The organism is Bradyrhizobium nivariense, assembly GCF_029846695.2.
In the GTDB taxonomy this organism is placed as follows: domain Bacteria; phylum Pseudomonadota; class Alphaproteobacteria; order Rhizobiales; family Xanthobacteraceae; genus Bradyrhizobium.
Window position 1 is genome coordinate 20,556 of the sequence record NZ_JARWCR020000075.1, and the last position, 25,402, is coordinate 45,957.

Annotated in this window: 23 protein-coding genes; 12 read left to right on the plus strand and 11 right to left on the minus strand. The window is 64.1% G+C overall.

Annotation, left to right across the window (positions count from 1 at the left end; all coding sequences use genetic code 11):
* Positions 1 to 43: 43 nt before the first annotated feature.
* Complete coding sequence (locus QCM77_RS38005) at positions 44 to 736, minus strand: GntR family transcriptional regulator (protein ID WP_247319368.1); 693 nt, start codon at positions 734 to 736, stop codon at positions 44 to 46.
* Positions 737 to 1,086: 350 nt separating this feature from the next.
* Here QCM77_RS38005 and QCM77_RS38010 point away from each other — a divergent pair, with 350 nt between their 5' ends.
* From QCM77_RS38010 to QCM77_RS38025, 4 genes are all read left to right on the plus strand, one after another.
* Positions 1,087 to 3,216: an acetate--CoA ligase family protein gene (locus QCM77_RS38010; protein WP_279659951.1), complete on the plus strand. Its 2,130-nt coding sequence runs from the start codon at positions 1,087 to 1,089 to the stop codon at positions 3,214 to 3,216.
* Between the two features lie 144 nt (positions 3,217 to 3,360).
* Complete coding sequence (locus QCM77_RS38015; protein WP_280096299.1) at positions 3,361 to 4,200, plus strand: IclR family transcriptional regulator; 840 nt, start codon at positions 3,361 to 3,363, stop codon at positions 4,198 to 4,200.
* A 108-nt stretch (positions 4,201 to 4,308) separates the two neighbouring features.
* Positions 4,309 to 5,109: an NYN domain-containing protein gene (locus QCM77_RS38020; protein ID WP_279659949.1), complete on the plus strand. Its 801-nt coding sequence runs from the start codon at positions 4,309 to 4,311 to the stop codon at positions 5,107 to 5,109.
* An 85-nt stretch (positions 5,110 to 5,194) separates the two neighbouring features.
* On the plus strand, positions 5,195 to 6,997 hold the full coding sequence (locus QCM77_RS38025; RefSeq protein ID WP_279659948.1) for an adenine deaminase C-terminal domain-containing protein: 1,803 nt from the start codon (positions 5,195 to 5,197) through the stop codon (positions 6,995 to 6,997).
* A 40-nt stretch (positions 6,998 to 7,037) separates the two neighbouring features.
* Here the strand turns inward: QCM77_RS38025 and QCM77_RS38030 are convergent, their stop codons facing one another.
* The gene (locus tag QCM77_RS38030; protein ID WP_280096300.1) at positions 7,038 to 8,243 is read right to left on the minus strand and encodes a tetratricopeptide repeat protein; all 1,206 of its coding nucleotides are present in this window, start codon (positions 8,241 to 8,243) and stop codon (positions 7,038 to 7,040) included.
* A gap of 246 nt (positions 8,244 to 8,489) precedes the next feature.
* On the opposite strand from QCM77_RS38030, the gene gcl reads away from it, so the two are divergent.
* The 4 genes from gcl to QCM77_RS38050 all read left to right on the plus strand — a co-directional run bounded on the left by gcl (position 8,490) and on the right by QCM77_RS38050 (position 12,672).
* Positions 8,490 to 10,280: a glyoxylate carboligase gene (gene gcl, locus QCM77_RS38035; RefSeq protein ID WP_280096301.1), complete on the plus strand. Its 1,791-nt coding sequence runs from the start codon at positions 8,490 to 8,492 to the stop codon at positions 10,278 to 10,280.
* A gap of 11 nt (positions 10,281 to 10,291) precedes the next feature.
* Entirely contained in the window at positions 10,292 to 11,077 is a 786-nt protein-coding gene (gene hyi, locus QCM77_RS38040; protein WP_279691844.1) for a hydroxypyruvate isomerase, read from the plus strand.
* A gap of 209 nt (positions 11,078 to 11,286) precedes the next feature.
* Positions 11,287 to 12,174, plus strand: a complete 888-nt coding sequence (locus QCM77_RS38045; RefSeq protein WP_280096302.1) for a 2-hydroxy-3-oxopropionate reductase — start codon at positions 11,287 to 11,289, stop codon at positions 12,172 to 12,174.
* A 114-nt stretch (positions 12,175 to 12,288) separates the two neighbouring features.
* Positions 12,289 to 12,672 (plus strand): DUF1236 domain-containing protein, encoded by a 384-nt coding sequence (locus QCM77_RS38050; protein ID WP_279659944.1) that lies wholly within the window; start codon positions 12,289 to 12,291, stop codon positions 12,670 to 12,672.
* Positions 12,673 to 12,714: 42 nt separating this feature from the next.
* Here QCM77_RS38050 and QCM77_RS38055 read toward each other — a convergent pair whose 3' ends face one another.
* The 3 genes from QCM77_RS38055 to QCM77_RS38065 form a co-directional block, all read right to left on the minus strand.
* On the minus strand, positions 12,715 to 13,092 hold the full coding sequence (locus QCM77_RS38055; RefSeq protein ID WP_279659943.1) for a VanZ family protein: 378 nt from the start codon (positions 13,090 to 13,092) through the stop codon (positions 12,715 to 12,717).
* 77 nt (positions 13,093 to 13,169) lie between these two features.
* A complete protein-coding gene (locus QCM77_RS38060) occupies positions 13,170 to 13,766 on the minus strand; it encodes a thiamine pyrophosphate-dependent enzyme (protein ID WP_279659942.1) in 597 nt (198 codons plus the stop codon).
* 8 nt (positions 13,767 to 13,774) lie between these two features.
* The gene (locus QCM77_RS38065) at positions 13,775 to 14,341 is read right to left on the minus strand and encodes a thiamine pyrophosphate-binding protein (RefSeq protein WP_280096303.1); all 567 of its coding nucleotides are present in this window, start codon (positions 14,339 to 14,341) and stop codon (positions 13,775 to 13,777) included.
* 266 nt (positions 14,342 to 14,607) lie between these two features.
* On the opposite strand from QCM77_RS38065, the gene QCM77_RS38070 reads away from it, so the two are divergent.
* The 3 genes from QCM77_RS38070 to QCM77_RS38080 all read left to right on the plus strand — a co-directional run bounded on the left by QCM77_RS38070 (position 14,608) and on the right by QCM77_RS38080 (position 16,632).
* Positions 14,608 to 15,657 (plus strand): hydroxyacid dehydrogenase, encoded by a 1,050-nt coding sequence (locus QCM77_RS38070; protein WP_279659940.1) that lies wholly within the window; start codon positions 14,608 to 14,610, stop codon positions 15,655 to 15,657.
* Positions 15,658 to 15,774: 117 nt separating this feature from the next.
* Positions 15,775 to 16,224, plus strand: a complete 450-nt coding sequence (locus tag QCM77_RS38075; protein WP_280096304.1) for a flagellar basal body rod protein FlgC — start codon at positions 15,775 to 15,777, stop codon at positions 16,222 to 16,224.
* A gap of 195 nt (positions 16,225 to 16,419) precedes the next feature.
* Positions 16,420 to 16,632: a hypothetical protein gene (locus QCM77_RS38080; protein ID WP_279659939.1), complete on the plus strand. Its 213-nt coding sequence runs from the start codon at positions 16,420 to 16,422 to the stop codon at positions 16,630 to 16,632.
* A gap of 3 nt (positions 16,633 to 16,635) precedes the next feature.
* Here QCM77_RS38080 and QCM77_RS38085 read toward each other — a convergent pair whose 3' ends face one another.
* The 6 genes from QCM77_RS38085 to QCM77_RS38110 form a co-directional block, all read right to left on the minus strand.
* The gene (locus tag QCM77_RS38085) at positions 16,636 to 17,214 is read right to left on the minus strand and encodes a GNAT family N-acetyltransferase (RefSeq protein ID WP_280096305.1); all 579 of its coding nucleotides are present in this window, start codon (positions 17,212 to 17,214) and stop codon (positions 16,636 to 16,638) included.
* Between the two features lie 6 nt (positions 17,215 to 17,220).
* Positions 17,221 to 19,578 carry an Orn/Lys/Arg family decarboxylase gene (locus tag QCM77_RS38090; protein WP_279659937.1) on the minus strand — a complete coding sequence of 786 codons (2,358 nt, stop codon included), beginning with the start codon at positions 19,576 to 19,578 and terminating at the stop codon, positions 17,221 to 17,223.
* Between the two features lie 102 nt (positions 19,579 to 19,680).
* Positions 19,681 to 21,885 (minus strand): xanthine dehydrogenase family protein molybdopterin-binding subunit, encoded by a 2,205-nt coding sequence (locus QCM77_RS38095; RefSeq protein WP_279659936.1) that lies wholly within the window; start codon positions 21,883 to 21,885, stop codon positions 19,681 to 19,683.
* A 7-nt stretch (positions 21,886 to 21,892) separates the two neighbouring features.
* On the minus strand, positions 21,893 to 22,909 hold the full coding sequence (locus tag QCM77_RS38100; RefSeq protein WP_280096306.1) for an FAD binding domain-containing protein: 1,017 nt from the start codon (positions 22,907 to 22,909) through the stop codon (positions 21,893 to 21,895).
* The gene (locus QCM77_RS38105) at positions 22,906 to 23,397 is read right to left on the minus strand and encodes a (2Fe-2S)-binding protein (protein WP_279691831.1); all 492 of its coding nucleotides are present in this window, start codon (positions 23,395 to 23,397) and stop codon (positions 22,906 to 22,908) included. Before QCM77_RS38105 ends, QCM77_RS38100 begins: the two co-directional genes overlap by 4 nt.
* 155 nt (positions 23,398 to 23,552) lie before the next feature.
* On the minus strand, positions 23,553 to 24,032 hold the full coding sequence (locus QCM77_RS38110) for an Lrp/AsnC family transcriptional regulator (protein WP_280096307.1): 480 nt from the start codon (positions 24,030 to 24,032) through the stop codon (positions 23,553 to 23,555).
* Positions 24,033 to 24,166: 134 nt separating this feature from the next.
* On the opposite strand from QCM77_RS38110, the gene ald reads away from it, so the two are divergent.
* Entirely contained in the window at positions 24,167 to 25,282 is a 1,116-nt protein-coding gene (gene ald, locus QCM77_RS38115; protein WP_280096308.1) for an alanine dehydrogenase, read from the plus strand.
* The last annotated feature ends 120 nt before the right edge of the window (positions 25,283 to 25,402 follow it).

Genomic DNA, 25,402 nt, shown 5'->3' on the forward strand with positions numbered 1-25,402 from the left:
GTCGTTGGGGCGAATGGTTCGCCCTTCTGGTGAACGTTGCTGGTTAGAAGAGTTCCTGACCATGCGCTTCGACGTAAGCGGCAAGGCCAAGAGTGTGGTCGCGGGCGCGCTTCTCGGCGAGTTCGGTGTCGCGCGCTTCCAGTGCTTCAATCATGCCGAGATGCTCGGGTAGCGAAGTCGCGGTGCGGTCCTTGCGTCCGATGGTCAGCTGGCGGTAGCCGCGCACGTGCAGCAGGAGGTCGTTGGTGAGATCGACCAGCACCGGCGATTCCGACAGCGAGATCAGCGCCTGATGGAAGGCGATGTTGGCGCGCGAATATTCCTCGACGTGATCCTCGGGCAGGCGGTCCTTGCCAAATTCCTTGAAATAGTCGCGCAGCGCCGTGATGTCTTTCTTGCGCGCGGTGGTGGTGATGAGGCGGGCCGCCATGCTTTCCAGCGCCGCCCAGGCGCGGATCATGTCGACGATCTCGCTCTTGGTTCTTCGCACCACCATGATGCCGCGGCGCGGAACCGTCTTCACGAAACCGTCCTGCTCGAGCATCGCGATGGCTTCGCGGATCGGCGTGCGGCTCACACCCAGGCGTTCGGACAGCGCGCGCTCGTCGAGCATCACCGGCTCGGGCGTCGAGTAGATGTCCATCTTGAGGATGGCTTCCTTCAAGGCGTCATACGCCTTGTTCTTGAAGCTGCTCTCCGGGGCAATACGAACGATTGCGATATCTGCCTCGGCCATGTTCGGCAACGCCTTGGTTGGTTTCCGCAGTGACACGACGATTCTCCTCCAGTGGGAGTCGTCTTTTACAGGAATATTAACCGGAAAGTTTTTGGCATACCAAATACCAGTATGTCAAGCTGCCTATTTTTTTGCAGCGGTCTGAGCTGCGCTGCAGCTTGACAAGTTGGCTTCTGGCATACCAAATGCCATCGCCAGCCATTTTTGATCCAAAGCGGCGGAGTAGTTTCAGGCTTATGCCACTCCGTTCCGCGACATGGAACAGAGCGCGGCGATTGGCAAGCATCACGGGCAGCCGCAACACGCGCGCGCTTTGAGAACGCAAGAACCAAGGTCAAGGGAGAAGCCACATGTCCAATTCCAAAGATGCCGTCCGCAAGGTGCTTGACCAGGTCAAGGCGGACAACCGCACCAGCCTGACCGCGCCGGAAGGCAAGCTGGTCTGCGACGCCTACGGCATTCCGGTGCCGAAGGAGGGTGTGGCGAAGTCGGCCGGCGAGGCTGGCAAGATGGCCTCCTCGATGGGCTTCCCGGTGGTGATGAAGATCGTCTCGCCGGACATTCTCCACAAGACCGAAGCCGGCGGCGTCATCGTCGGCCTCAAGACGGCTGAAGACGCCGAGAAGGCCTACGAGACCATTCTCGGCAACGCCAGGAAGTACAAGTCCGATGCCAAGATCGAGGGCGTCCAGGTCCAGCAGATGCTGGCCGGCGGCACCGAAGTGATCGTCGGGTCGATCACCGACGCCTCGTTCGGCAAGCTGGTTGCCTTCGGCCTCGGCGGCGTGCTGGTGGAAGTCCTGAAGGACATTACCTTCCGCCTCGCGCCCGCGACCAAGCAAGATGCGCTGTCGATGCTGGACGGCATCCAGGCGCATGAGATTTTGAAGGGCGTTCGCGGCGGCGAGCCGGTCAACCGCACGGCGCTTGCGGATGTCATCGTCAAGGTCTCGCAGCTCGTCACCGATTTCCCCGAGATCGTCGAGCTCGATCTCAACCCGGTGTTCGCGACGGCCAAGGACGCGATCGCCGCCGACGTCCGCATCGTCGTCGACTTCGCTTACGTGCCGAAGCCGAAACCGCGCCCGACCGAAGAGATCGTCGCGGCCATGAGCCGCATCATGCAGCCGAAGGCGGTTGCCGTGGTCGGCGCTTCGGCCGAAGACGGCAAGATCGGAAACTCCGTGATGAAGAACCTCATCAACGGCGGCTACAAGGGCGACATCTATCCGATCCATCCCAAGGCCGCCGAGATCCTCGGCTACAAGGCGTACAAGAGCGTCAAGGACGTGCCCGGCGTGATCGACACCGCGGTGTTCGCAATTCCCGCGAAGTTCGTGGCGGCGGCGCTCACCGAATGCGGCGAGAAGAAAATTCCCGGCGCGGTTCTGATCCCGTCCGGCTTCGCGGAAGCCGGCGCGCCGGAGCTCCAGGCCGAGATCGTCGAAGTCGGCAAGAAGTACGACATCCGCCTGATGGGGCCGAACATCTACGGCTTCTACTACACGCCGGCCAATCTCTGCGCGACCTTCTGCACCGCCTATGACGTCAAGGGCCATGCGGCGCTGTCCTCGCAGTCGGGCGGCATCGGCATGGCGATCATCGGCTTCTCCCGTTCTGCCAAGATGGGCGTCTCCGCGATCGTCGGCCTCGGCAACAAGTCCGACATCGACGAGGATGATCTGCTCGCCTTCTTCGAGCAGGATCCGAACACGAACCTGATCGCGCAGCACTGCGAAGACCTCAAGGACGGCCGCGCCTTTGCGGAAGCCGCAAAGCGCGTCTCCAAGAAGAAGCCTGTCATCGTGCTCAAGGCCGGCCGCACCTCGGCCGGTGCGAAGGCGGCCTCGTCGCACACCGGCGCGCTCGCCGGCAACGACAAGATCTACGAGGATGTCCTGGCGCAGTCCGGTGTGATCCGCGCCCGCAGCTTGCGGCAGCTGCTCGAGTTCGCGCGCGGCGTGCCGGTGCTGCCGACGCCGAAGGGCGAGAATGTGCTGATCATCACCGGTGCCGGCGGCTCGGGCGTGCTGCTGTCGGACTCCTGCGTCGACAACGGCCTGTCGCTGATGTCGATGCCGCCGGATCTGGATGCGGCCTTCCGCAAGTTCATCCCGCCATTTGGCGCGGCCGGAAATCCCGTGGACATCACCGGTGGCGAGCCGCCGATCACCTACGTTAACACGGTGAAGCTCGGCCTGACGGACGAGCGCATCCATTCGCTGATCCTCGGCTACTGGCACACCATCGTCACGCCGCCGATGGTGTTCGCCCGCAACATGGTCGAGGTGAAGAAGGAGATGGAGGCCAAGGGCTTCGTGAAGCCGATCGTCGCCTCGCTCGCGGGCGACGTCGAGGTCGAGGAGGCCGCCGAATATCTCTACCAGAACGGCATCCCGGCCTATGCCTATTCGACCGAGCTGCCGGTCGAGGTGTTGGGCGCCAAGTACAAATGGGCGCGCGGGGCAGGGCTGCTCTGAGCCGCTACTTCACCTCTTCCCGCGCTTGTCCGCCGAAGCCTTTGGCAAAGGAAGCCTTGGCAAAGGAAGCCTTGGCAAAGGAAGCCTTGGCAAAGGAAGCCTTGGCGGGGCGGATGCGGGGGAGGTGAGAACAGTCAGGTCGCGATGAGCAAGAACGTGATCCGGCGTAAATCGCTCGAAACTCGGTCGCCTGTGGAGGCCGACCGCGACGGCGGCGTGCAGTCGGTCGACCGCGCGCTGTCGATCCTCGAGACACTGGCCGAGGATGACGAAGGCTATCGCCTCAGCGACCTCGCCGTCCGCACCGGCCTGTCCGCCTCCACCGTGCATCGGCTGCTGGCGACGCTGGAAAGCCGGCGCTTCGTGCAGTTCGACCGCGCCGAATCCAAATGGCATGTCGGCGTGCGCAGCTTTACCGTGGGCGCAAGCTTTGCACGGCGGCGGAACTTCACCGCGCAGGCGATCCCCTATCTCCGCAAGCTCCGCGATCTCACGCGCGAAACCGCCAACCTTGCCGTCGTCGACGACGAGTTCATCATCGTGCTCACGCGCATGGAAAGCCGCGAGATCATGCGCTCGCTGACCAAGGTCGGTGGCCGCGTTCCCATGGTGACGTCGGGTGTCGGCAAGGCGGTGCTTGCGACCTATTCGGACGAGGACGTCGGCGCGATCATCCGCCATCACGGCATGCCGCGGCTGACGGAAAAGTCCATTGTGCGGGCGAGCGATCTGTTCCGGGAGCTCAATTTGATCCGGAAGCAGGGTTTTGCGGTGGACGACGAAGAAGCGGAGATGGGACTGCGCTGCGTCGCCGCCGTCGTCTACAACGCGCTCGCCGAACCGCTCGCCGCGATCTCGGTGTCCGGCTTGACCAGCCGGGTCACCGACGCGCGGCTGCCGGAGATCGGGGGCGTCGTGCGGGACGTCGCGGCGGAACTGACGGCAGCACTTGGCGGCGTGATGCCGGCGGCAAAGCCGGGTTGAGCCAGGTTGGCGCTCCACCGCCACCCGGTGGAAGAAATCAGCTCTGGCGGCAAGAGCCCCGACATCGGTATATCCGTCCACCGTTGTCGCGTCCTTTTGGGGAAAGTCATGCCGTCAGAGCTCCGTTCGCCCCGTCTCGCTGTCCTGATCGATGCCGACAATGCTTCGGCAAAGATCGCGGATGGACTGTTCGAGGAGATTGCCAAGATCGGGGAGGCCAGCGTCCGGCGCATCTATGGCGACTTCTCCAATGCCAGGTCCAGGGGCTGGGCCGACATTTTGTCGAAACATGCCATCATCCCGCAGCAGCAGTTCGCCTATACGACCGGAAAGAATGCGTCCGACATCACGCTGGTCATCGACGCGATGGACCTGCTTCACAGCGGCCGGTTCGATGGCTTTTGCCTGGTGTCGTCGGACAGCGATTTTACCCGTCTCGCCGCCCGGATCCGGGAGCAGGGCATCGATGTCTTTGGCTTCGGCGAGCAGAAGACGCCGGAGAGCTTCCGGCAGGCCTGCCGAAGGTTCGTCTACACGGAGAACCTGCTTGCCGCCCCGGCGAACACCCTGGACGCCGCCTCGAGATCGACGTCGCTTCAGCCGCTCGATGCCGCGACCCCCATCGTCAAGAAGGTGATCACCCAGATGGAGAGCGAAGACGGCTGGGTGACGCTCGGGGAAGTCGGCCGTCAGCTCGCCAACCTGGCGTCCGATTTCGATCCGAGGACGTTCGGCTTCCGCAAGCTGAGTGACCTCGTGCGGAAGACGAATTCCTTCGAGATCGACGAGTCGAAGGGGAGGTCGATGCGGATTCGGGTCAAGCCCGCCGCCGAACCAGCCCCGAGAAGACGGAACTCGCGCAGACCTGCAAGGTCAGGGGCGGCAGGCAATTCGCCGCCTAAGGCGTGAGCAGGGCGTGCCGTTATATTTGAGCTTGCCCGGTCCGGCGCAGGGCGTAACCATCGCAGGGCCATAACGCCACGCGAGGGTCCTGATGACCAGACTTACCCGCTTCGCCGTCGCACCGCTGCATTCGATGACCCGGCGTCTCGCCGATGTGGCCTCTGCGCGTGTCGCGCCCGATCTCGTCGTCACCGGCGCGCGGGTGCTCTCGACCTATTCCGAGCGCATCCACGCGAACCGCGAAGTCTGGATCACTGGCGGGCGGATCGCTGCGGTGAAGCCGGCCGGTGCGGCCAAGAAGGTGTGGAGCGATGTTGCGGTTTTTGACGCGGCCGGCGGCATCATCGCGCCGGGGCTGGTCGACCCGCACATCCACATTGAATCCTCGATGGTGACGGCCTGCGCCTATGCCGAGGCGGCACTGCTCAACGGCACCACCACGATCTTCTGCGACAGCCACGAGATCGGCAACGTGATGGACGTCGCAGGCGTCGAAGCCATGCTGGAGGACGCGCGCGACGCGCCGCTCTCGATTTTCCTGACGGTGCCAAGCACGGTGCCGGCGACCTCGGCGGAACTGGAGACTGCGGGCGGCGACCTCACGCCGGACAAGATTGCCGGCCTGTTCGACCGTTGGCCGGAAGCTGTCGCGCTCGGCGAGAAGATGGATTTTGTGCCTGTCGCCATGGGCGATGAGCGAAGCCACGCCATCCTCGCCGCCGCCCTAAAGCGCGGGCGGCCGGTGTCCGGCCATGTCTACGGCCGCGAGTTCGTTGCAGCCTATGCGGCGTCCGGCGTCACCGACACCCATGAGGCGATCGACCGCGACATCGCCGACGATTTGCTCGATGCCGGCGTCTGGGTGTTCCTGCGCGGCGGGCCGCCGACCACGCCATGGCACTCGCTGCCGCAGGCGATCCGCACCATCACCGAGCTCGGCGCCTCGCACAAGCGCACGGCCGTGTGCACCGATGACCGCGACGCCGATGATCTGCTGCTGTTCGGCCTCGACTGGGTGGTGCGGGAGGCGGTAAAGGCGGGAATGTCGCCCGAGCAGGCCTGGTCGATGGGCTCGCTGCATGGCGCGACGCGCTTCGGCATGGATGGCGATATCGGCGGGCTCGGCGGCGGGCGCCGCGCCGATCTGGTGCTGATGGACGACAATCTGAAGCCGCAATGCACCTGGTATGGCGGCGAGCTCGTGGTCGAGAACCGCAAGATCACGCCGCAGCTCGATCAGGCGCTGTCGCAGCGCTATCAATACCCGAAGGCGGCCTATGCGACCGTGAAGCTGCCGAAGAAACTCAGGCTGACGCCGGAATTGCCGGCGAAGGCCTGCACCGTCAACGCGATCAAGACTGCGCTGCCGGGCATCACGCTGATCCACGAGAAGATCGCAATCGAGCCCGCAAAAGACTGGCCAGCGCTGTTTGCGCGCTATGGCCTGTGCTTCGTCACGGTGGTCGAGCGCCATGGTAAATCCGCCGGCAACGTCGCCTATGGGCTGCTGAACGATTTTGGCCTGAAGCGCGGCGCGGTGGCCTCCAGCGTCGGGCACGACAGCCACAATATCATCGTTGCCGGAACCAACGAGGCCGACATGCAGGTGGCAATTTCGGCCATCGAGGAGCACCAGGGCGCCGTCTGTGTCGTCGCCGACGGCAAGGTGAGGGCTCTGGTGCCGCTGCCGATCGCAGGGCTGCTTTCGGACAAGCGCGTCACGGAGGTGGCCGAGGAGGTCAAGGTCTTGAAGAAGGAATGGGCGGAAGCCGGCTGCACCATCCCCTACATGGGCTTCAATTTGATTCCGCTATCGGTCATTCCGGAAATTCGCATCACCGACAAGGGCCTCGTGCTGGTGCCGCAGATGCAGCTGGCGCCGCTGTTTGAGTGAGCGTGTGTAGCATCCGGTGAGGAGGCGCCGGTCCGGAACGTCACCTCATCAAGAGCGCGACTTCGTCGGCGATATTTGGCTGGATTGCCAGGGCGGCGGAGATGTCGGCCTGACTGCCAACAATGTCTCCCTTTTGTCGCTTGACCATCGCGCGGCTGTAGAACGAGATGGCCTTCTTGTCATCGATGCGAAGCGCCGCGTCGTAATCCTCAATGGAACTATCGAGTGAGCCCTTCCTGAAATAGGCGAAGCCACGCGAATCGTAAAAGCTCGCTTCATCCGGCCGTAGCTTTAAAGCTTCGTTGCAATCAGCGATCGCGCCGTCCGCGTCGCCGGAAACCGCCTTGAAGAAACAGCGATTGTTCAAGACAAAGATATTGCGGGGCTCGAGTTTCAGCGCCTGTTCGAGGTCGCTCATGGCACGCGGGAGGTCGCGCTTGGCTTCATATGAGCGAGCCCGGCGCAAAAGGGCAGTCGCATTCCCCGGATTGGGATCGAGCTGAATCGCGCGATCGTAGTCAGCGTTGGCACGGTTGCGATCTGCCTTGAGCTCGAAAATGTGGCCCCTGGCGTGGTACCCGATCGGGCAAAGCGGATCGAGTTTGATGATCTGGTCGAGATCTTCGACGGCTCGGCCGTACTCACGCTTGGTCGCGTAGACTCCAGCACGGTACAGGTAGGCCCGCGTGTTTCCGGGGAATAGCTTGATGGCCTCGTTTAGATCTTCGATCGCACGGTCATGGTCGAGCAGCCTGAGATAGACCTCAGCACGGCCGAGGAAGGCGAGCGAGGAGCCGGGATCGAGGGAGATCGAGTGGTTGTAGTCATCCAGCGCCTTGTCGACCTGTCGGTTTCTCAGACGAGCGAGCCCTCTTGAGGTGTAAAGTCGAGCATTGTCCGGATCGAGTTCCGCAGCTTGGTTCAGCCGCTCAACGACCTTCTCATAGGCTCCCGCAAATAGAAAAGAGGCTGAAGACCTGACAAGAAGCGTCGCTTCTCTGCTCTTGGGTGGCACTTCCGGCATCTTGCCGGATGCGAGAGGTGGCGTATCGCTACGACAAGCCGATACGATCTGACGAGACTGCTGATCCTGTGCGTAGGTGGGATCACCGGCCCAGCCGAGGATGATCAAACTTGCGGATAGAATGAAGGCCGCTTGCCGGATCTGGGCTGCCTTCTGGCAAAGCTGGCGCCACCCCTGGTCCGCAGCTGAACCGACCGCCCAATCACTTCCAAACCAGTACATTCCTGCCTTCCCATACGCGATGCAACTCTAGCATGTATCTTTGCAGCGCAAACTTACTTTTCCCAACCAAGCAGCGGTATTTTCGATGGTCGCCGGTTTTCAAGAAATGATCCCATCAACCCTCTGATTTTTGGAAGTTTTCTCCAACTGCTTCCACAGCGTGGAAAATAAAATCGATCTCGTTGAGATCGTATCCCGCGCGCCCGATGATCTCGCTCGAGCCAATGCAACTGAGCGAGGTCCGATATGGCGAAGATGCGAGCCATCGATGCTGCCGTGCGAATTCTGGAGAAGGAAGGCATCTCGACTGCCTTCGGCGTTCCCGGGGCGGCGATCAATCCGCTTTACTCGGCACTGAAGAAGCGCGGCTCGATCCGCCATATCCTGGCGCGGCATGTCGAGGGTGCCTCGCACATGGCCGAGGGCTACACACGGGCCAAGGCCGGCAATATCGGCGTCTGCATCGGAACCTCGGGGCCGGCGGGCACTGACATGATCACCGGGCTCTATTCGGCGATCGCCGATTCCATCCCGATCCTCTGCATCACCGGGCAAGCACCGCGGGCGCGGCTCTACAAGGAAGATTTCCAGGCCGTCGACATCGAGTCGATCGCAAAGCCCGTGACCAAATGGGCTGTGACCGTACGCGAGCCTGCGCTGGTGCCGCGCGTATTCAGCCAGGCATTTCACGTCATGCGCTCCGGCCGGCCGGGGCCGGTGCTGATCGACATGCCGCTCGACGTGCAGCTCGCCGAAATCGAGTTCGATGACGAGACCTACGAGCCACTGCCGGTCTACAAGCCCACCGCGACGCGCAAGCAGGTCGAGAAGGCGCTGGAGATGCTCAACGCGGCCGAGCGGCCGCTGATCGTCGCGGGCGGCGGCGTGATCAACGCCGATGCATCCGACCTTCTGGTTGAGTTTGCCGAGATCGCCAATGTGCCGGTCGTGCCGACGCTGATGGGGTGGGGGGCCATCCCCGACGACCACGTGCTGATGGCCGGCATGGTCGGTCTTCAGACCAGCCATCGCTACGGCAATGCCACGATGCTCGAATCCGATTTCGTGCTCGGCATCGGCAACCGCTGGGCCAACCGCCACACCGGCTCGGTCGAGACCTACACCAAGGGCCGCAGCTTCGTGCATGTCGACATCGAGCCGACCCAGATTGGACGCGTGTTCAATCCCGATCTCGGCATCGTCTCGGACGCGAAGGCCGCGCTGGAGCTGTTCGTCACTGTCGCCAGGGAGTGGCGCCGGTCAGGCAGGTTGCGCGAGCGCCAGGCGTGGCCCGCGGCCTGCCGCGATCGCAAGCGGACGATGTTGCGCAAGAGCCATTTCGACAACGTTCCGATCAAGCCGCAGCGCGTCTACGAGGAAATGAACAAGGCGTTCGACCGCGACACCACTTACGTCACCGTGATTGGCCTGTCGCAGATCGCCGGCGCGCAGTTTTTGGGCGTCTACAAGCCGCGCAACTGGATCAATGCCGGGCAGGCGGGCCCGCTCGGCTGGACGCTGCCCGCGGCGCTCGGCGTCCGCGCGGCGTGCCCGGATCGCGATATCGTCGCGCTGTCGGGCGACTATGACTTCCAGTTCCTGATCGAGGAGCTCGCGGTCGGGGCGCAGTTCAATCTGCCCTACATCCACGTCGTCGTGAACAATTCCTATCTCGGCCTGATCCGCCAGGCCCAGCGCGGCTTCGACATGGACTATCACGTCCAGCTCTCCTTCGAGAACATCAACGCGCCCGAGCTCGGCGGCTACGGCGTCGACCATGTTGCGGTCGCCGAAGGCCTCGGCTGCAAGGCAATCCGCGTCACCGACCCCAAGGACTCGCAGGCTGCGTTCGCCACCGCGCGTGAACTGATGGCGAAGCATCGCGTGCCGGTGGTGGTCGAGTTCATTCTCGAGCGCGTCACCAACATCGCGATGGGCACGGAAATCGACAACATCGTCGAGTTCGAGGAGGTGCTGGATCTGCCGCTCGACGAGGTCGCGACAGCGCGGCCCGGCGTGCTGCAGCCGGCGGAATAGGGAACAGAATCATGCCGAAATTCGCCGCCAACCTCACGATGCTCTTCAACGAAATGCCGTTCGTGGACCGCTTCGCCGCAGCCAAAGCGGCGGGATTTTCCGGGGTCGAGTATCTCTTTCCCTACGATTTCGACAAGGCGCTGCTGCGCGAGCAGCTCGACGATCATGGGCTCACGCAGGTGCTGCACAATCTGCCGGCCGGAAACTGGGCGGCGGGCGAGCGCGGCATCGCGATCCTGCCGGATCGCGTCGCCGAATTCCGTGACGGCGTGTTTCGCGCCATCGACTATGCCAAGGCGCTCGATTGCGAGCAGCTCAACTGCCTCGTCGGTATCGCGCCTGTCGATGCCGATCCGCGCGAGCTCAACGAGACGCTGGTCGGGAATTTGCGCTTTGCGGCCTCGACGCTGGCGCGGGAGAACATCAAGCTGCTGGTCGAGCCGATCAACACGCTCGACATCCCCGGCTTCTTTCTCAACGGCACCGAGCAGGCGGTGCAGCTGATCTCCGAAGTGCGCTCGAACAATCTGTTCGTCCAGTACGACATCTACCACATGCAGATCATGGAGGGCGACCTCGCCCGTACCATGCAGGAATACCTCCCCAAGATCGCCCACATCCAGCTCGCCGACAATCCCGGCCGTCACGAGCCGGGCACCGGCGAGATCAACTATCCCTTCCTGTTCCGCCACCTCGACGCGATCGGCTATCGCGGCTGGATCGGCTGTGAATACAAGCCGCGCACCACGACGCTGGAAGGCCTGTCCTGGCACGCCGCGCAGACATTCGAGACCTAGTGGGCAAGGTGGCGGTGCGCTCCCTCTCCCCCTTGCGGGAGAGGGTCGGGGTGAGGGTGTCGCCACGATGGGATACGCTGAGATATGCGGAAGGAATCCCAACGCGGAAATAACCCTCACCCGGCACTGCGCGCCGACCTCTCCCGCAAGCGGGAGAGGTGAGCGGAGCCCGCGGATCGACTTAGCCTAAATCTAGAGGAATAAGAGACATGATCGACATCGGCTTTCTCGGACTTGGCACCATGGGGCGGCCGATGGCCGGCCATCTTCTGGCCGCAGGCCATCGCGTTCTCCTGCATGACGTCGCGCCGGTCGCGTCCGAGCTGATCGCGGCGGGCGGAGTTGCCTGCAAGTCAAGCAAGGAGGTCGCAGAGGAGGCGGATGCGGTCATCATCATGGTGCCGGATACGCCGCATGTGGAGGCCGTGCTGTTCGGCAAGGACGGCGTCGCGGGCGGCATCTCCAAGGGCAAGATCGTGGTCGACATGAGCTCGATCTCGCCGCTGGCGACCAAGGAGTTCGCAAAGAAGATCGAGGCACTGGGCGCGGATTATCTCGACGCACCGGTTTCGGGCGGAGAGGTTGGTGCCAGGGCGGCAAGCCTCACCATCATGGTCGGCGGGCCCGAGCGCGCGTTCAACACCATGAAGCCGATCTTCGACCGCATGGGCAAGAACGTCACCCGTGTCGGCGCCAATGGCGACGGCCAGACGACGAAGGTCGCCAACCAGATCATCGTCGCGTTGACGATCGAGGCGGTGAGCGAAGCGCTGCTGTTCGCGTCGAAAGCCGGCGCCGATCCGGCACTGGTGCGGCAAGCCCTGATGGGCGGCTTTGCCTCGTCGCGGATCCTCGAAGTGCATGGCGAGCGCATGGTGAAGCGCAATTTCGATCCCGGCTTCCGCATCGAGCTGCACCAGAAGGATCTCAACCTCGCGCTCGAAGGCGCGCGCGCGCTCGGCCTGTCGCTGCCGAGCACGGCGGTGGCGCAGCAATTGTTCTCGTCCTGCACCGCGCATGGCGGCAAGGGTTGGGACCACTCGGCGATGGTGCGCGCCCTGGAACTGATGGCAGGGCACGAGATCGCCGCGGCGTAAGTGTTACGCAGTAACACTCTCCGGATTTGGCCTGTCTTTCGTCACGCGGGAACCGGAACAATGGTCCGCTCCCGCGGGTTGAGAGCGCATGACAATCACTGGAGACATTTGGCCATGAAAACCCGTTTTGCGATTTCGTTGGCTGCCGCGTCGCTACTGGCGTCGAGTGCAGCCTTTGCTCAGTCGACGACCGAAGAAGGCGCCAGGAGCGGCGCACGTGCGGGCGGAGACATCGGCGGCCCGGTCGGCGCGATGGTCGGTGGTACCGTCGGTGCGGCGGTCGGCGCTGGTCTGGAAATTCCGAATGCGGTGCTCGGCGGAATTCCGCGCGATGATTCCGTTGTGGTCCACGAGCGCGTCGTGGTCGGCGAGCCACTGCCGCCGACCGTGGTGCTGCGGCCCGTGCCGAACTACAGCGAGTATCGCTATGCGGTCGTCAATGATCGCCGCGTGATTGTCGAGCCGCGCACACGCCGCGTCGTCAAGATCATCGACTGATCGGTCAGAGCCAGGCTTTGAAGAGTTGGGCCCTGCGGAGTGTTACTCCGCGGGGCCTTGGTTTGTCAGGGCCGAATTTGCCCGAAAGTGCCTGAGTACCCAATCGGTGACGGTGGCAAGCGCAAAGCCGATGCAGGCCGTGCCGGCATCGACCAAAAAATCCTCCAGCCGTGGATGCCGTCCCGGCGCCCAGAATTGCATCAGCTCGAGCAGGCCGATCAGGACCACCGCGACGGCGGCGACCGTCCAGCGACGATTCCGGTAGGCGAGGCCGAAGGCCAGTCCGACCAGGACAAAGGCAAGGGCATGCTCGCCGTCTTGGCCGAGGCTGGAATGCGGTCGCAGTTCCGGCGGCCCGAGCGTTGCGAAAGCCACGACGGCTGCGAGAAGCCAGGCAAGGGAGCGGAGCAAAATGGACATTCGCGCGCCTTAGCACGGATTTGCACCAGCCTGTTGCCGGACCTGGATCAGATCGCCGTGTAGTTAATGACGAAACGTCAAAGTGGCTCGCGCACGCCAAGGCCGTGCATGAAGCGTTCCCGGATCTGCACGGGATCGCGGCGGGTGGCGCCGATTCCGGGCTTGTCGTCAATGCGTACGGCGATCAGGCTTGGCTCGGAGGCCGACATGGCCTCCTCGACCAGACGCTCGAAATCCTCCTCGTCCGCGGCCCAGGCGCTGTTGGCAAGCCCCGAGCCGGTGGCGATGGCGACGATGTCAGCCACGTTCGCGGCCGGTGTCGGCTGCGCACCGGTGATCTGGTAGATGCCGTTGTCCATCACGATCATGCTGAGGTTCTTCGGCTTCAACGCCGCAATCGTCGAGAGCGCACCGAGCTGCATCAACAGCGAGCCGTCGCCTTCGAGCGCAAAGACGCGGCGGTCCGGTTGCGCCAGCGCCACGCCCAGGGCGATCGGAAAGGCGAGCCCCATGCTGCCGAGCATGTAAAAGTTCTGCGGGCGGTGGCCGGCGGCCCAGAGGTCGAAATTGGTATTGCCGATGCCGCCGATCACGGCTTCCTCGTGCTTGAGTTTCGCGATCAGACGCGAGGTGACGTCGAGGCGGTTCATGACCTTGGTGTTGCGCGTGTTCATGGCCGGGCTCACTTGTCGAAAACCTTGCCGCCCGTGAGCAGCGGGTTGAGGATCAGCGCCACCGGCGCCTGCGTCGTGACGGCCTGCTTGATCGAGCGGTCGGCAATGAATTCGAGCTCGTCGAGCCGGGTGATGGTGTGATGCTCCAGCGCCAACGAATCCAGCACCGGCCGCATGGTGCGGCAGACCAGCGACTGGCCGTAGTTGAACTCGCCGAGCGTGCCGCGCTCGGACACGAACATGATCAGCGGGATCTGGTAGGGCACCGCGAGCGAGGCCAGCACGTTGGCAAGCGTGGCAAAGCCGGAGGTCTGCATCAGCACCGCAGCCCGCCGTCCGCCCATCCATGCGCCCGAGACGATGCCGACGGCCTCCTCCTCACGGGCGGTGGCAAAGGTGGTGAAGAAGGGATCGGCGTGCAGGTTCTTGATCAGCGGCGTCAGCACGCGGTCGGGCACGTATGGGACGAGGCTGATCTCGTTCCGTTTCAGGGTTTGCAGGACGATGCCGTGCCAGCTCTTGTCGCTGGAGGTCTGCGTCGCCTCGGACGAGGTATGTTGCTCCGCAATCGCCATTGCGTTCTCCCTTCAGCCGCGCATGCTTCTTGGTCTTTGCCATTGTCTTGGGCGTCGTCTTGGCCGTCGCGGCGGTCTGCCGAACTTGACGCGGCGGGCGGGATTGTCAACATGTCCGGGCTGCACCGTGATCTGCGCCAGACGGCCTGCCGCGGCCGGTGCTGCCGTGTCATAAGCGGCAATAACGAGAGAACGGAGGAACGCATGAAAGGAGCGCGCGCCGCGCTGGCCCTGCGGATCTCCTGGAGAGAGCCGGAAGGGTCCTGATGTCCGTCAACAGCAAGCGTGTCTTCTACTCCAATTACCTGGCCAATCCGATCTACATCGACATCCTGAAGGCGCGGCCTGACGTCCGGCTCGATCGTATCGAAAACGAGAGTCCCGAAGATTTTTATGCTCCGATCCTCTCTGCGGCGCATGTCTATCAGATCGGCGCCGCCCGAGACGAGCTGGCGCCGCATTTCCACGTCGATGCCGCCTTCCTGAAGCGCACGCCGAACCTGCTGCTGGTCTCGAGCAATGGTGCAGGCTTCGACCCCGTCGACGCCGAGGCGTGCACCGATGCGGGCGTGCTGGTCGTCAACCAGTCCGGCGGCAACGCCCATTCCGTCGCCGAGCATGCGCTGGCGATGATGCTGACGCTGTCCAAGCGCATCATCCAGTCGGACCGCCGGCTGCGCCGCGAGCGCGACGTCAACCGCAACGATCTCGTCGGCAACGAGGTCGAGCACAAGACGGTCGGCATCATCGGCCTCGGCAATGTCGGCCGCCGCATCGCCGCGCTGTGCCAGGGCCTGCTCGGCATGAAGGTGCTGGCCTATGATCCGTACCTCACGGCCGAGGTGATGGCCGAGCGGGGCGGAGAGAAGGTCGAGCTCGACGAGCTGCTGCGCCGCGCCGATTTCGTCTCGATCTCCTGCCCGCTCAACAAGGGCAGCCGCAACATGATCAGCGTGCGCGAGTTCGCGCTGATGCAGCCGCATGCTTATTTCGTCACCACGGCCCGGGGCTTCATTCACGACGAGGACGCGCTGCTGCAGGCGTTGCGCGACAAGCGCATTGCGGGCGCCGGCCTCGACGTCTGGTCCAAGGAGCCGCCGCCGCCGGAGCATCCGCTGCTCCAGCTCGACAACGTGCTGGCGAGCCCGCATACCGCAGGCGTCACGATCGAGGCGCGCCAGAACATGGGCCGGATTGCCGCCGAGCAGGTGCTGGCGACGCTCGACGGCAAGCGCCCGCCGCGTATCATCAATCCCGAGGTCTGGCCACGCTATGCGGAGCGCTTCAAGCAGGCGTTCGGTGTGACGCCGGGATAGGGGCGCGCGAAGTCTGATCGTGCTCCGATCGTTGGTTACGAGGATGAAAACAGAATGCGGCGGATTTTACTGATGGCGTGAGTGAACACGTATGACTTGTCCTGTAGATCAGGGTTCATGAGCATATTTTCGATTGCGACATCCGGACTTTCCGCGGCGAGTTTGCGTGTGAACGTGGCCGCGAGCAATATCGCCAACGTTCGCACGACCGGCCCGCTACCTGCGTCAGGCGGATCGGGCACATCGGCCGGTGCGGGCAGTTCGAGCATTGGTCCGACGTTTCCCGCGGCTTATGTGCCGTTGCGGGTCGATCAGGTCTCTCAATCGAGCGGCTCGACGCCGGGCGGTACGGCCGCGACCGTGTCGACGGTTTCGCCGAGCTATACCGCAGAATCCGACCCGAGCGCTCCCTTCGCAAACCAGGACGGCCTGGTCGCCGCGCCAAATGTCGATCTCGCCAATGAGTTCGTTCAGCTTGCGACCGCGAAGTACAGCTTCATTGCCAATGCGAAGGTCATTCAGGCCTATTCCGAAACGACAGAGTTGCTACTCGACATCACGACGTGATGGCTGATGTCGGCGCGGGCGCTCGTGTCGCGCGCGCCTGCCGCAGGCTCCAGGTAGGGCGGGGTGGTTGACGGATCGAACCGACGCCTGGATCGGCGGCGGGAACCGTCGCCGGCTTTGATCCGCGTCAAAATCCCCCTCCCGCATCCAGGCTAAATAGGATTAGAGTGCCGCCGAGGCAGGCAGGAGGTCCCCATGTCAACTTATGTTGTCAGGTTCATGAAGGACGTGCTCGGCCAGTACGGCCGGCAGATCGAGGTGTGCCAGGGCTCGCTCGAAATCGACGCCTCCGACGAGGACGAAGCCAGGGAGCGGGCGAAGGCGAGGTTTTGCAAGGACCAGGCGTTGCACCACTGGTCGCTGCATGCCGACCGCATCCAGGTCAGACCGGCTGACTTTCCGTCGTGAGGTCTAGCGGCCGGGCGCCGTGACGGGCGGTGGCGCGGTGACGCCGGCGCCGAGCGACCGCTGCACCACGACGGTGTCGGACCAGTGGCCGTGGCGGTAGGCGACACCACACAGCAGCCCGGCGCGCGCGAAGCCGAACTTCTCGTGCAGCGCCAGCGAGGGCGCATTGTCGGCATCGATATAGCCGATCATCTGGCGGAAGCCGGCGGCGGCGCAAGCATCGATCAATTCCTGGAGCAGCAGCCGTCCGACACCGCGGCCGAGATGCTCGTGGTGGACGTAGATCGAATGCTTGGCGGTGTAGCGATAGGCCGGACGCTTGCGGAACAGCACCGCATAGGCATAGCCCACGACTTCACCGCGAAAGGTCGCAACCTGATGCGGCAGGCGGGTCTGCTTCAGGTTCTTGCGCCGGTCGCGCAGATCGTCCGGCTCGGGCGCGCCGGTTCCCTCGACGTCGCGCGGCACGCCGTTGCGGGCGTGATGGCGGTAAATCGCCAGCATCGCATCGACGTCGCTGTCGCGTGAGGTGCGCACCAGCACCGGCTCGTCATCCGGGCGCGCAACCGCAGTTTCGTTCATCGGCAGCTACTCGGTAACGACGTAGGTATAGAGCCCGATGCGCCCCTGCGCATCGATCTCCTTGTAGACGCCCTGGATTTCCACATCGAAGCCCGGGAACGTGTTGAAGCAGGTCTCGAACATCTTGAGATAGTCCACCATTGGCTTGGCCCGTTCCGTCAGCCGCTCGCCGGGCACGATGGTGGCGATGCCGGGCGGATAGACCACGAAGGGCGTGGTGGCGATACGGCCCGTGATCGCCTCGATCGGCAGATAGTCGACATCGTTGCGGAACAGGTAGCGCGCGGCATCGCGGGGCGACATCGCGATGTCGGGCATGTGCTCGGGCATGAACTGCCGGGCCTGGAGTGCGCTGACGTCGGCGGCACGAAAGAAGCGGTGCATCTCGCCGCAGAGATCGCGCAGCCGCACGTTGGCATAGCGCGCCTGCCGCCGCTGGTAGAACTCCGGGATGACGTCGGCCAGCAGCGCATTGTCGTCGTGCAGCCGCTTGAATGCGACGAGACCCGAGATCAGCGTGCCGGCCTTGCTCGCCTCGACGCCCGGGGTGAGCAGGAAGAGCAGGGAGTTGAGGTCGTTCTTCTCGGGGACGATGCGGTTCTCGCGCAGATACTGCGCGACGACCGGCGCGGGGATGCCGTGCTCGACATAGGCGCCGGTGGTGCGATCGAAGCCGGGGGTGAGCAGCGTCAGCTTGTTCGGATCGGTCATGGCAAAGCCCTCGCTGAGGCCAGGGAAGCCATGCCAGGCGCTATCGGGGGAGAGCTGCCACAGCGCGGGATTGGTGGCGAGCTCGTCGGTGGAGAGCGTTTCCCAGGCGACGTTGTGCGCGGCGCCGGCGCGGCTGACATCGGGAATGGCGACGCGATCGGGGACGAAGGGTTCGAAGAACCAGCGGCGGTCCGGATTCTGCTCCTTCTCCTCGAACTCCCGGCGCATCGCGCGGATCTTCTTGCGCAGCTCGATGCCGAGCCGGATCGTGTCGTCCCAGAGCACCTCGCCGGAGCGGCCCTTCATCATCTGCGCGCCGACGTCCAGCGAGGCGAACAGCGGGTAGAATGGCGAGGTCGAGGCGTGCTGCATGAAACTTTCGTTGAAGCGGCGGTGCTCAACGCGCCGCTTCTGGCCGCGGATGTGACGATCCTTGATGTGGATTTGGGAGGCCTGCGAAAAGCTCGCGAGCTGCTTGTGGGTCGACTGCGTCGCGATGATGCCGGGTGCCTCGGGGGGAAGGTTCGCCAGTCCCATGGCGAAGCGGCCGGCATAGAGCGGGTGGAACTTCATGAAGCCGGCCCAGGCCTCGTCGAACAGGATGTACTCGCAGAGATGGCCGACGCGCTTCAAGATCATCTCGGCGCTGTGGATGGTGCCGTCATAGGTGCACTGCTCGACCACGGCGACGCGGAACGGCCGCTCCTTGCGCCAGGCATCCTTGTCCGCGACCAGGGGATGATTGCGGATCGCCTCGCGCAAGATTTTCTCGTCGAGCATGTCCCAGCGCATCGGGCCGATCAGGCCCCAGGCATTGCGAATGGTCGGCACGTAGACCGGGACACCGCCATTGATCATCAGCGCGCCATGATGAGCGGCCTTGTGGTTGTTGCGGTCGAACAGCACGAGATCGCCGTCGGTGACGAGGGCGCCGAGCGCGACCTTGTTCGAGGTCGAGGTGCCGTTGAGCACGAAATAGGTCTTTTCCGCACCAAAAATCTGCGCGGCTTCCTTCTGTGCCTTCAGCGCCGGTCCTTCATGGGTGAGGAGGTCGCCGAGGTCGAGCACGGAATTGTCGAGGTCGTCGCGGAACACGGACTCGCCGAGATGTTCGACGAAGACCCGCCCGATCGGACTGCGATTGTAGAACACGCCGCCATTGTGACCCGGGCAGGTCCAGAGCTGGTTGCCCTCCTCGGCATAGTCGACCAGCGCGCCGAAGAACGGCGTCTTCAGCGTCTCGGCATATTGCTTGAGCCGGCTGATCAGGTTCTTGGCGATGAAGGTCGGGGTTTCCTCGGACAGGAAGACATAACCGTCGATGAAATCGAGCACCTCGACCGGCAGATCCTCGAACCGCTTGCGCCGGATCAGGAGGATGATCGGGAAATCGAGGCCGCGCCGCCGCATCAAATTGATCAGCGCCGAGGTCTTGCCCTCCAGGCCCTTCTTGCCCCAGTCCACCACCATGCAGCCGATCGCGGCATCGGTCTGCACCGCCATCTCCGCGTCCTCCAGCTTGCGGGCGCGAACGACCTCGAAGCCGGAGCGCTGGATCTCCTCGATGATCTGGTTGAAGCGGACGCCTTCGAGATCGTCGGCGTCGAACACAGGTGCGGCGAACAGGAAGTTGAAGCGCTTGAAATAGTCCATTGTCTGTCCCGAATGTGCGAGACCGACAGGTCTCGACACATTTGATGACAGCTGGATGACAGAGGCTCCATCCCGATCGGGCCGGGTCGGATGACCGGCGGCTCAGTCCAGGAGCTTGTCCAATGTGATCGGGAAGCGGCGGATGCGTTTGCCGGTGGCGTGATAGACGGCGTTTGCGATCGCCGCCGGGACGCCGACGATCCCGATCTCGCCGAGTCCCTTGACGCCGAGCGCGTTGATGTGCGCGTCCGGCTCGTCGACGAAGATCACGTCGATGTCGTGAACATCGGCATTCACGGGAATGTGGTACTCGGCGATGTTCGCGTTCATGATCCGGCCGAAGCGGTGATCCATCACCGTCTCCTCGTGCAGGGCCATCCCGATCCCCCAGACCACGCCGCCCATGATCTGGCTGCGGCCGGTCTTGGTGTTCAGGATCCGCCCGGCCGCGATTGCACTGACCACCCGGGTCACGCGGACGACGCCGAGCTGCTCGTCCACCTTCACCTCGGCGAATACCGCGGAATGGGTATTGCGCGCGTGCTTCTTGTCCTCACCGAACTGGTTGAGCTTTTCCTTCTCGATGCGTTCGACGTTGCCATGGCGCATCGCGTCGGCGATCGAGACCGCGCGGCTGTTGTCACTGTTCCTGGCAATGCTGCCGTCGATCAGGACCGTATCGGCCGCCTCGGCATCGCCGAGTGGCGAGCCACGCATTTTCTTGGCCAGGCGCAACAGTTCCTTGCGGACCTCCTGAGCGGCTGCGAGCACCGCATGTGCGCTTGAGGCGGCCATCCAGGAGCCGCCTTCGACCGGCGCCTGCGGCAGGGTGGAATCGGCAAGCCGGACGCTGATGTTCTCGATCGGCAGACCGAGCGCATCGGCCGCAACTTGCGCCACGATGGTGTAGGTGCCGGTGCCGATGTCGGAGGCGGCGCAGGATACCTCGGCATGTCCATTCGACGTCAGCACGATGCGCACCGCGACCGGCATCTGCAATGCTTCCCACACGCCCGTTGCCATGCCCCAGCCGACCAGCTCCTTGCCATCGCGCATTGAGCGCGGCACAGGATTGCGTCTGCTCCAGCCGAAGGCGTCCGCGCCACGCGCGTAGCATTCGCGCAACTGCTTGCTGGTATAGGGCAGATTTTCGCTTTGATCGCGATCCGAGTAGCAATTCAGCCGCAGTTCGATCGGGTCGAGCTTAAGCGCGACGGCGAGCTCGTCCATCGCGCATTCGAGCGCGCAAACGCCGGAAGCGGCGCCCGGTGCGCGCATGTCGCAGGGGGTGGAGACGTCGAGGTGGACCAGCTTGTGAGAGAAGCGGCTGTTCGGGCTGCTGTAGAGCTGTTCGGCCCAGCCGGTATCGTTGCGTGCAAAATCCTCGTAGCGCGAGGTGACGGCAATGGCCTCGTGCGTGATCGCGTCGAGCGTGCCGTCGGATTTTGCGCCGAGCCCGACGCGCTCGATGGTCATCGGCCGGTAGCCGAGCCCGTACATCTGCTGCCGCGTCAGCACGACGCGAACGTTTCGCTTCAGCGCGAGCGCGCCAAGCGTTGCCAGCACGACCTGGTATTGCGGCCGCAAGCCGGAGCCGAAGGCGCCACCGACGTAAGGCGAGACCACGCGAATGTCATCCGGCTTCTTGTCGAACACGCCGCAGAGAAATTTGTGGACGTTCTGGACGCCTTGGGTCTTGTCGTAGATCGTGAGCTTGCCATTGCTCTCCCAGACCGCCGTGGTCGCATAGAGCTCCATCGGGTTGTGATGCTCGGTCGCCATCACGTAGTCCGCCTCGTGGCGCACATCGGCTCGGGCAAGAGCCGCTGCGGCGTCTCCGCGCGGCTCGTGTGGTTCGTCCATTTCGGCGGCCTTGCTGCGCTCGCCTTCGAGGTCGGTCGCAAAGCCGCGCTGCTCATACTCGACCCGCACGAGCGTGGCCGCGAATTTCGCGGTTTCCCAGTCCTCCGCCACGACCAACGCGATCGGCTGGCCGTTGAACTTGATCGTGTCATCATAAAGCGGACGGAAAGGCGAGCCTTTCTCGGGCGCCACCTCGTCCTTCCACGCCTCATCCTTGTCGGCGAGCGGCGGACGGTTCGCATGTGTTAGCACGTCGAGCACGCCCTTGACCTGCAGCGCCGCACTGCTGTCGAGACGGGCAATGCGCCCGCATGGAATGGTGGCCTCGACGACAAAGCCATGGAGGAGCCCGTCGGCCGGGAATTCGCCGGCGTATTTGGCCGCCCCGGTGACCTTGGCCCGGCCGTCGACACGCGACGTTGGTGTTCCGATATAGGCGTTCATCGGTCCCTCACGCGATCTTCTTGTGGGCCTGGGATTGCGGCGTGGCATTCGCCGCCTGCGTCAGCGTCCGCACGATGGCGCGGCGCGCGAGCTCGACCTTGAAGCCGTTATGTGAGCGGGTCGTTGCTCCCTGGAGCAAGAGATCCGCGGCGCGCGAGAAATGATCGGTCGTCGCGGCCTGGCCGCGCAGCGCCGCTTCGGCTTCGAGGCTGCGCCAGGGCTTGTGAGCCACGCCGCCGAGCGCCACGCGTGCCCCGCTAATTGCGTTGCCCTCCAATTCGAGTGCGGCAGCAACCGAGACCAGAGCAAAAGCATAGGACATCCGGTCGCGAATCTTCAGATAGCTGTAGTTTTGAGCAAAGCCGCGCGGCGGCAGCTCAATCCCCGTGATGATCTCGCTGGGACCGAGATTGGTATCGACATGAGGCGTGTCGCCGGGGAGCCGATGGAAATCGATCAGCGCGATGGTGCGTTCGCCGGATGGACCCGCGATGTGCACGAGCGCCTCGAGCGCGGCAAGCGCCACGCTCATGTCGGATGGGTTGGTCGCGATGCAGGCTGCGCTCGTACCCAGGATCGCATGGTTGCGGTTGAGGCCGTCGATCGCCGAGCAGCCGCTGCCCGGATTTCGCTTGTTGCAGGGCGTGGCCGTGTCATAGAAATAGGCGCAGCGCGTTCGCTGCATCAGATTGCCTCCGACCGACGCCATGTTGCGCAGTTGCGCCGAGGCGCCGGCCAGGATGGCGCTGGCGAGCAGGGGATAGCGCTGCTCGATCAGGGGATGGTAGGCGAGATCCGCGTTCGGCACCAAGCCGCCGATGCGCAAGGACCCGTCGGCCGTCTCCTCGACCTTGCGGAGCGGCAGGCGGGAAATGTCGATCAGCCGGGAGGGGCGCTCGACATTCTCTTTCATCAGGTCGATCAGATTGGTGCCGCCGGCAATCAGTTTCGCGCCGGGGTCGGCGGTGAGCAGGCGGATCGCATCGGCGACGTCCGTGGCTCGGGCGTACTGGAAGTTGTTCATGGCTGGCCCATTGCCTGCTGGATGGCGGCGACGATGTTCGGATAGGCGCCGCAACGGCAGAGGTTTCCGCTCATCAGCTCCCGGATCTCGTCGGCATCCCGGGCACGGCCTTCGACGAGCAGTCCGGCCGCCGAACATATCTGTCCCGGCGTGCAGTAGCCGCATTGGAAGGCGTCACGGTCGATGAAAGCCTGTTGCAGGGGATGCAGCGTGCCGTCCTTGGCAAGACCTTCGACGGTCGTGATCTCCGCGCCGTCCTTCATGACGGCGAGCGTAAGGCAGGAATTGACGCGCCGGCCGTCCACCAGCACCGTGCAGGCGCCGCATTGACCATGATCGCACCCCTTCTTGGTGCCGCTCAGCGCAAGATGATCCCGCAAGGCGTCGAGCAACGTGGTCCAGGGCACGAGATCGAGCGTGTGACTGACGCCATTGACGACAAGATGGATCGGAATGCGTTCGGGAATCTGATGCGCGACATTGCCCATGTCCTGCTCCCTGCGACGGCGACCGTGCCGGACGTCAGCCCTGTCGAAGTCCCGTTGACGCGGGGGGCCACGCCGCCTCCGCCGGCCAATAGCGCCCAACGGACCACCGGCCGGTTGGTTCCTTGCCGGCAGTTCGCCTTTCCGAGAGGCCGCGGTCAGCGCTTCGCTTCGCCGAACACCACAATCGGCACCGCGCGGTTGACGACGTCGCGCAGCGCGAAGCTCGATTGCACCCGCGCCACGCGCGGCAGGCGCGATAGTTCGGTGCGATGGATGCGCTCGAAATCCTGGATGTCGCGGGCCAGTACGATCAGGATGTAGTCGTCGGTCCCCGACATCAGGAAGCAGCGCACGACGGACGGGCATTTCACCACTTCCGCCTCGAACGCCTTAAGCGCCTCGTCGCTCTGGCTTTCCAGCGCGATGCGGACCAGCACCGTGGTGGTGAGGCCGAACTGCGTCAGATCGAGCGCGGCCTGGTAGGCCTGGATGTAGCCGTCATCCTCCAGCGCTTTCTGCCGCCGTGCCAGCGCGGTGCTTGACAGCCCGACCTTGTTGGCGAGCTCGGTGTGGCTGGCCCGCGCATTGGTCGTGAGTTCCGCGAGGATGGCGAGATCTTTTCGGTCGAGGGCCAAGGTTTCGTTTCCAGCGTGAAAGGGCGTTTGCGCGCCGGAAACCGGCGCGGGGAGGCCAAAGCTAGCGGATATTTGCACGAAACCAAACCGGGCACGTCGCTACGATCACGAGGTGAATCAAAAGGAGACCCGGGATGCGCGTCGGAGTGCCCAAGGAGATCAAGGTGCAGGAATATCGCGTCGGGCTCACCCCGGGCGCGGTCCGCGAATATATCGCTGCCGGGCACGAGGTGACGGTCGAGACCGGCGCGGGCGGCGGTATCGGCGCGTCCGACGAAGTGTACCGGCGGGCAGGGGCCACCATTGCCGAGAGTGCCCGCGACATCTTCGCGACGTCCGACATGATCGTGAAGGTCAAGGAGCCGCAGAAGAGCGAATGGGCCCAGCTTCGCGAAAGCCAGATCCTGTTTACCTACCTCCATCTTGCGCCGGATCCCGAGCAGGCCAGGGGTCTGCTCGCCTCCGGCTGTACTGCGATCGCCTACGAAACCGTCACCGACGCGGCCGGTCACCTCCCCCTGCTTGCGCCGATGAGCGAAGTCGCCGGCCGCCTCGCCATCGAGGCCGCCGGCGCCGCGCTCAAGCGCTCCGCCGGCGGCCGCGGGCTGCTGCTGGGCGGTGTTCCCGGCGTGCAGCCGGCGCGGGTCGTCGTGCTCGGCGGCGGCGTGGTGGGAACGCAGGCCGCGCGCATGGCCGCTGGCCTCGGCGCCGAAGTCACGGTGATCGACCGCTCGATTCCTCGTCTGCGCCAACTGGATGATGTCTTTCTCGGCCGGGTGCGCACCCGCTTTTCGACCATCGAGGCGGTCGAGGAGGAGGTGTTCGCTGCCGACGTCGTGATCGGCGCGGTGCTGGTGCCCGGCGCAAGCGCGCCAAAGCTCGTCACGCGTACGATGCTGAAATCGATGCGGCCGGGTGCGGTACTCGTCGACGTCGCCATCGACCAGGGCGGCTGCTTCGAGACCTCGCATCCGACCACGCACACCGATCCGACCTACGAGGTCGACGGCGTCGTGCATTATTGCGTCGCCAACATGCCGGGCGCGGTGCCGGTGACGTCGAGCCAGGCGCTGAACAACGCGACGCTGCCGTTCGGCCTGTCGCTTGCGAGCAAGGGTTTTGCCGCTGTGCTGGAAAATCCGCACCTACGCAATGGGCTGAACGTGCATCGCGGCCGCATCACCAACAAGGCGGTGGCGGAAAGCCTCGGGCTGGAGTTTGCGCCGGTGGAGAGCGGGCTGGCGGCCTAGGGTCTGTTGAGATTCAGGATTCACAGATTGGAACGTCCGTGATTCAAGCTCCGAAAGGAGTTTTGGATGCAGCGATTCGTTTTGACGGACGCCCAGTGGGCGAAGATGCAGCCGCTTTGT

Bases quoted from the DNA above. Each gene is read 5' to 3' on its own strand.
- QCM77_RS38005 (WP_247319368.1), bottom strand. From the start codon at position 736: ATGGCCGAGGCAGATATCGCAATCGTTCGTATTGCCCCGGAGAGCAGC.
- QCM77_RS38010 (WP_279659951.1), top strand. From the start codon at position 1,087: ATGTCCAATTCCAAAGATGCCGTCCGCAAGGTGCTTGACCAGGTCAAG.
- QCM77_RS38015 (WP_280096299.1), top strand. From the start codon at position 3,361: ATGAGCAAGAACGTGATCCGGCGTAAATCGCTCGAAACTCGGTCGCCT.
- QCM77_RS38020 (WP_279659949.1), top strand. From the start codon at position 4,309: ATGCCGTCAGAGCTCCGTTCGCCCCGTCTCGCTGTCCTGATCGATGCC.
- QCM77_RS38025 (WP_279659948.1), top strand. From the start codon at position 5,195: ATGACCAGACTTACCCGCTTCGCCGTCGCACCGCTGCATTCGATGACC.
- QCM77_RS38030 (WP_280096300.1), bottom strand. From the start codon at position 8,243: ATGTACTGGTTTGGAAGTGATTGGGCGGTCGGTTCAGCTGCGGACCAG.
- gcl (WP_280096301.1), top strand. From the start codon at position 8,490: ATGGCGAAGATGCGAGCCATCGATGCTGCCGTGCGAATTCTGGAGAAG.
- hyi (WP_279691844.1), top strand. From the start codon at position 10,292: ATGCCGAAATTCGCCGCCAACCTCACGATGCTCTTCAACGAAATGCCG.
- QCM77_RS38045 (WP_280096302.1), top strand. From the start codon at position 11,287: ATGATCGACATCGGCTTTCTCGGACTTGGCACCATGGGGCGGCCGATG.
- QCM77_RS38050 (WP_279659944.1), top strand. From the start codon at position 12,289: ATGAAAACCCGTTTTGCGATTTCGTTGGCTGCCGCGTCGCTACTGGCG.
- QCM77_RS38055 (WP_279659943.1), bottom strand. From the start codon at position 13,092: ATGTCCATTTTGCTCCGCTCCCTTGCCTGGCTTCTCGCAGCCGTCGTG.
- QCM77_RS38060 (WP_279659942.1), bottom strand. From the start codon at position 13,766: ATGAACACGCGCAACACCAAGGTCATGAACCGCCTCGACGTCACCTCG.
- QCM77_RS38065 (WP_280096303.1), bottom strand. From the start codon at position 14,341: ATGGCGATTGCGGAGCAACATACCTCGTCCGAGGCGACGCAGACCTCC.
- QCM77_RS38070 (WP_279659940.1), top strand. From the start codon at position 14,608: ATGTCCGTCAACAGCAAGCGTGTCTTCTACTCCAATTACCTGGCCAAT.
- QCM77_RS38075 (WP_280096304.1), top strand. From the start codon at position 15,775: ATGAGCATATTTTCGATTGCGACATCCGGACTTTCCGCGGCGAGTTTG.
- QCM77_RS38080 (WP_279659939.1), top strand. From the start codon at position 16,420: ATGTCAACTTATGTTGTCAGGTTCATGAAGGACGTGCTCGGCCAGTAC.
- QCM77_RS38085 (WP_280096305.1), bottom strand. From the start codon at position 17,214: ATGAACGAAACTGCGGTTGCGCGCCCGGATGACGAGCCGGTGCTGGTG.
- QCM77_RS38090 (WP_279659937.1), bottom strand. From the start codon at position 19,578: ATGGACTATTTCAAGCGCTTCAACTTCCTGTTCGCCGCACCTGTGTTC.
- QCM77_RS38095 (WP_279659936.1), bottom strand. From the start codon at position 21,885: ATGAACGCCTATATCGGAACACCAACGTCGCGTGTCGACGGCCGGGCC.
- QCM77_RS38100 (WP_280096306.1), bottom strand. From the start codon at position 22,909: ATGAACAACTTCCAGTACGCCCGAGCCACGGACGTCGCCGATGCGATC.
- QCM77_RS38105 (WP_279691831.1), bottom strand. From the start codon at position 23,397: ATGGGCAATGTCGCGCATCAGATTCCCGAACGCATTCCGATCCATCTT.
- ald (WP_280096308.1), top strand. From the start codon at position 24,167: ATGCGCGTCGGAGTGCCCAAGGAGATCAAGGTGCAGGAATATCGCGTC.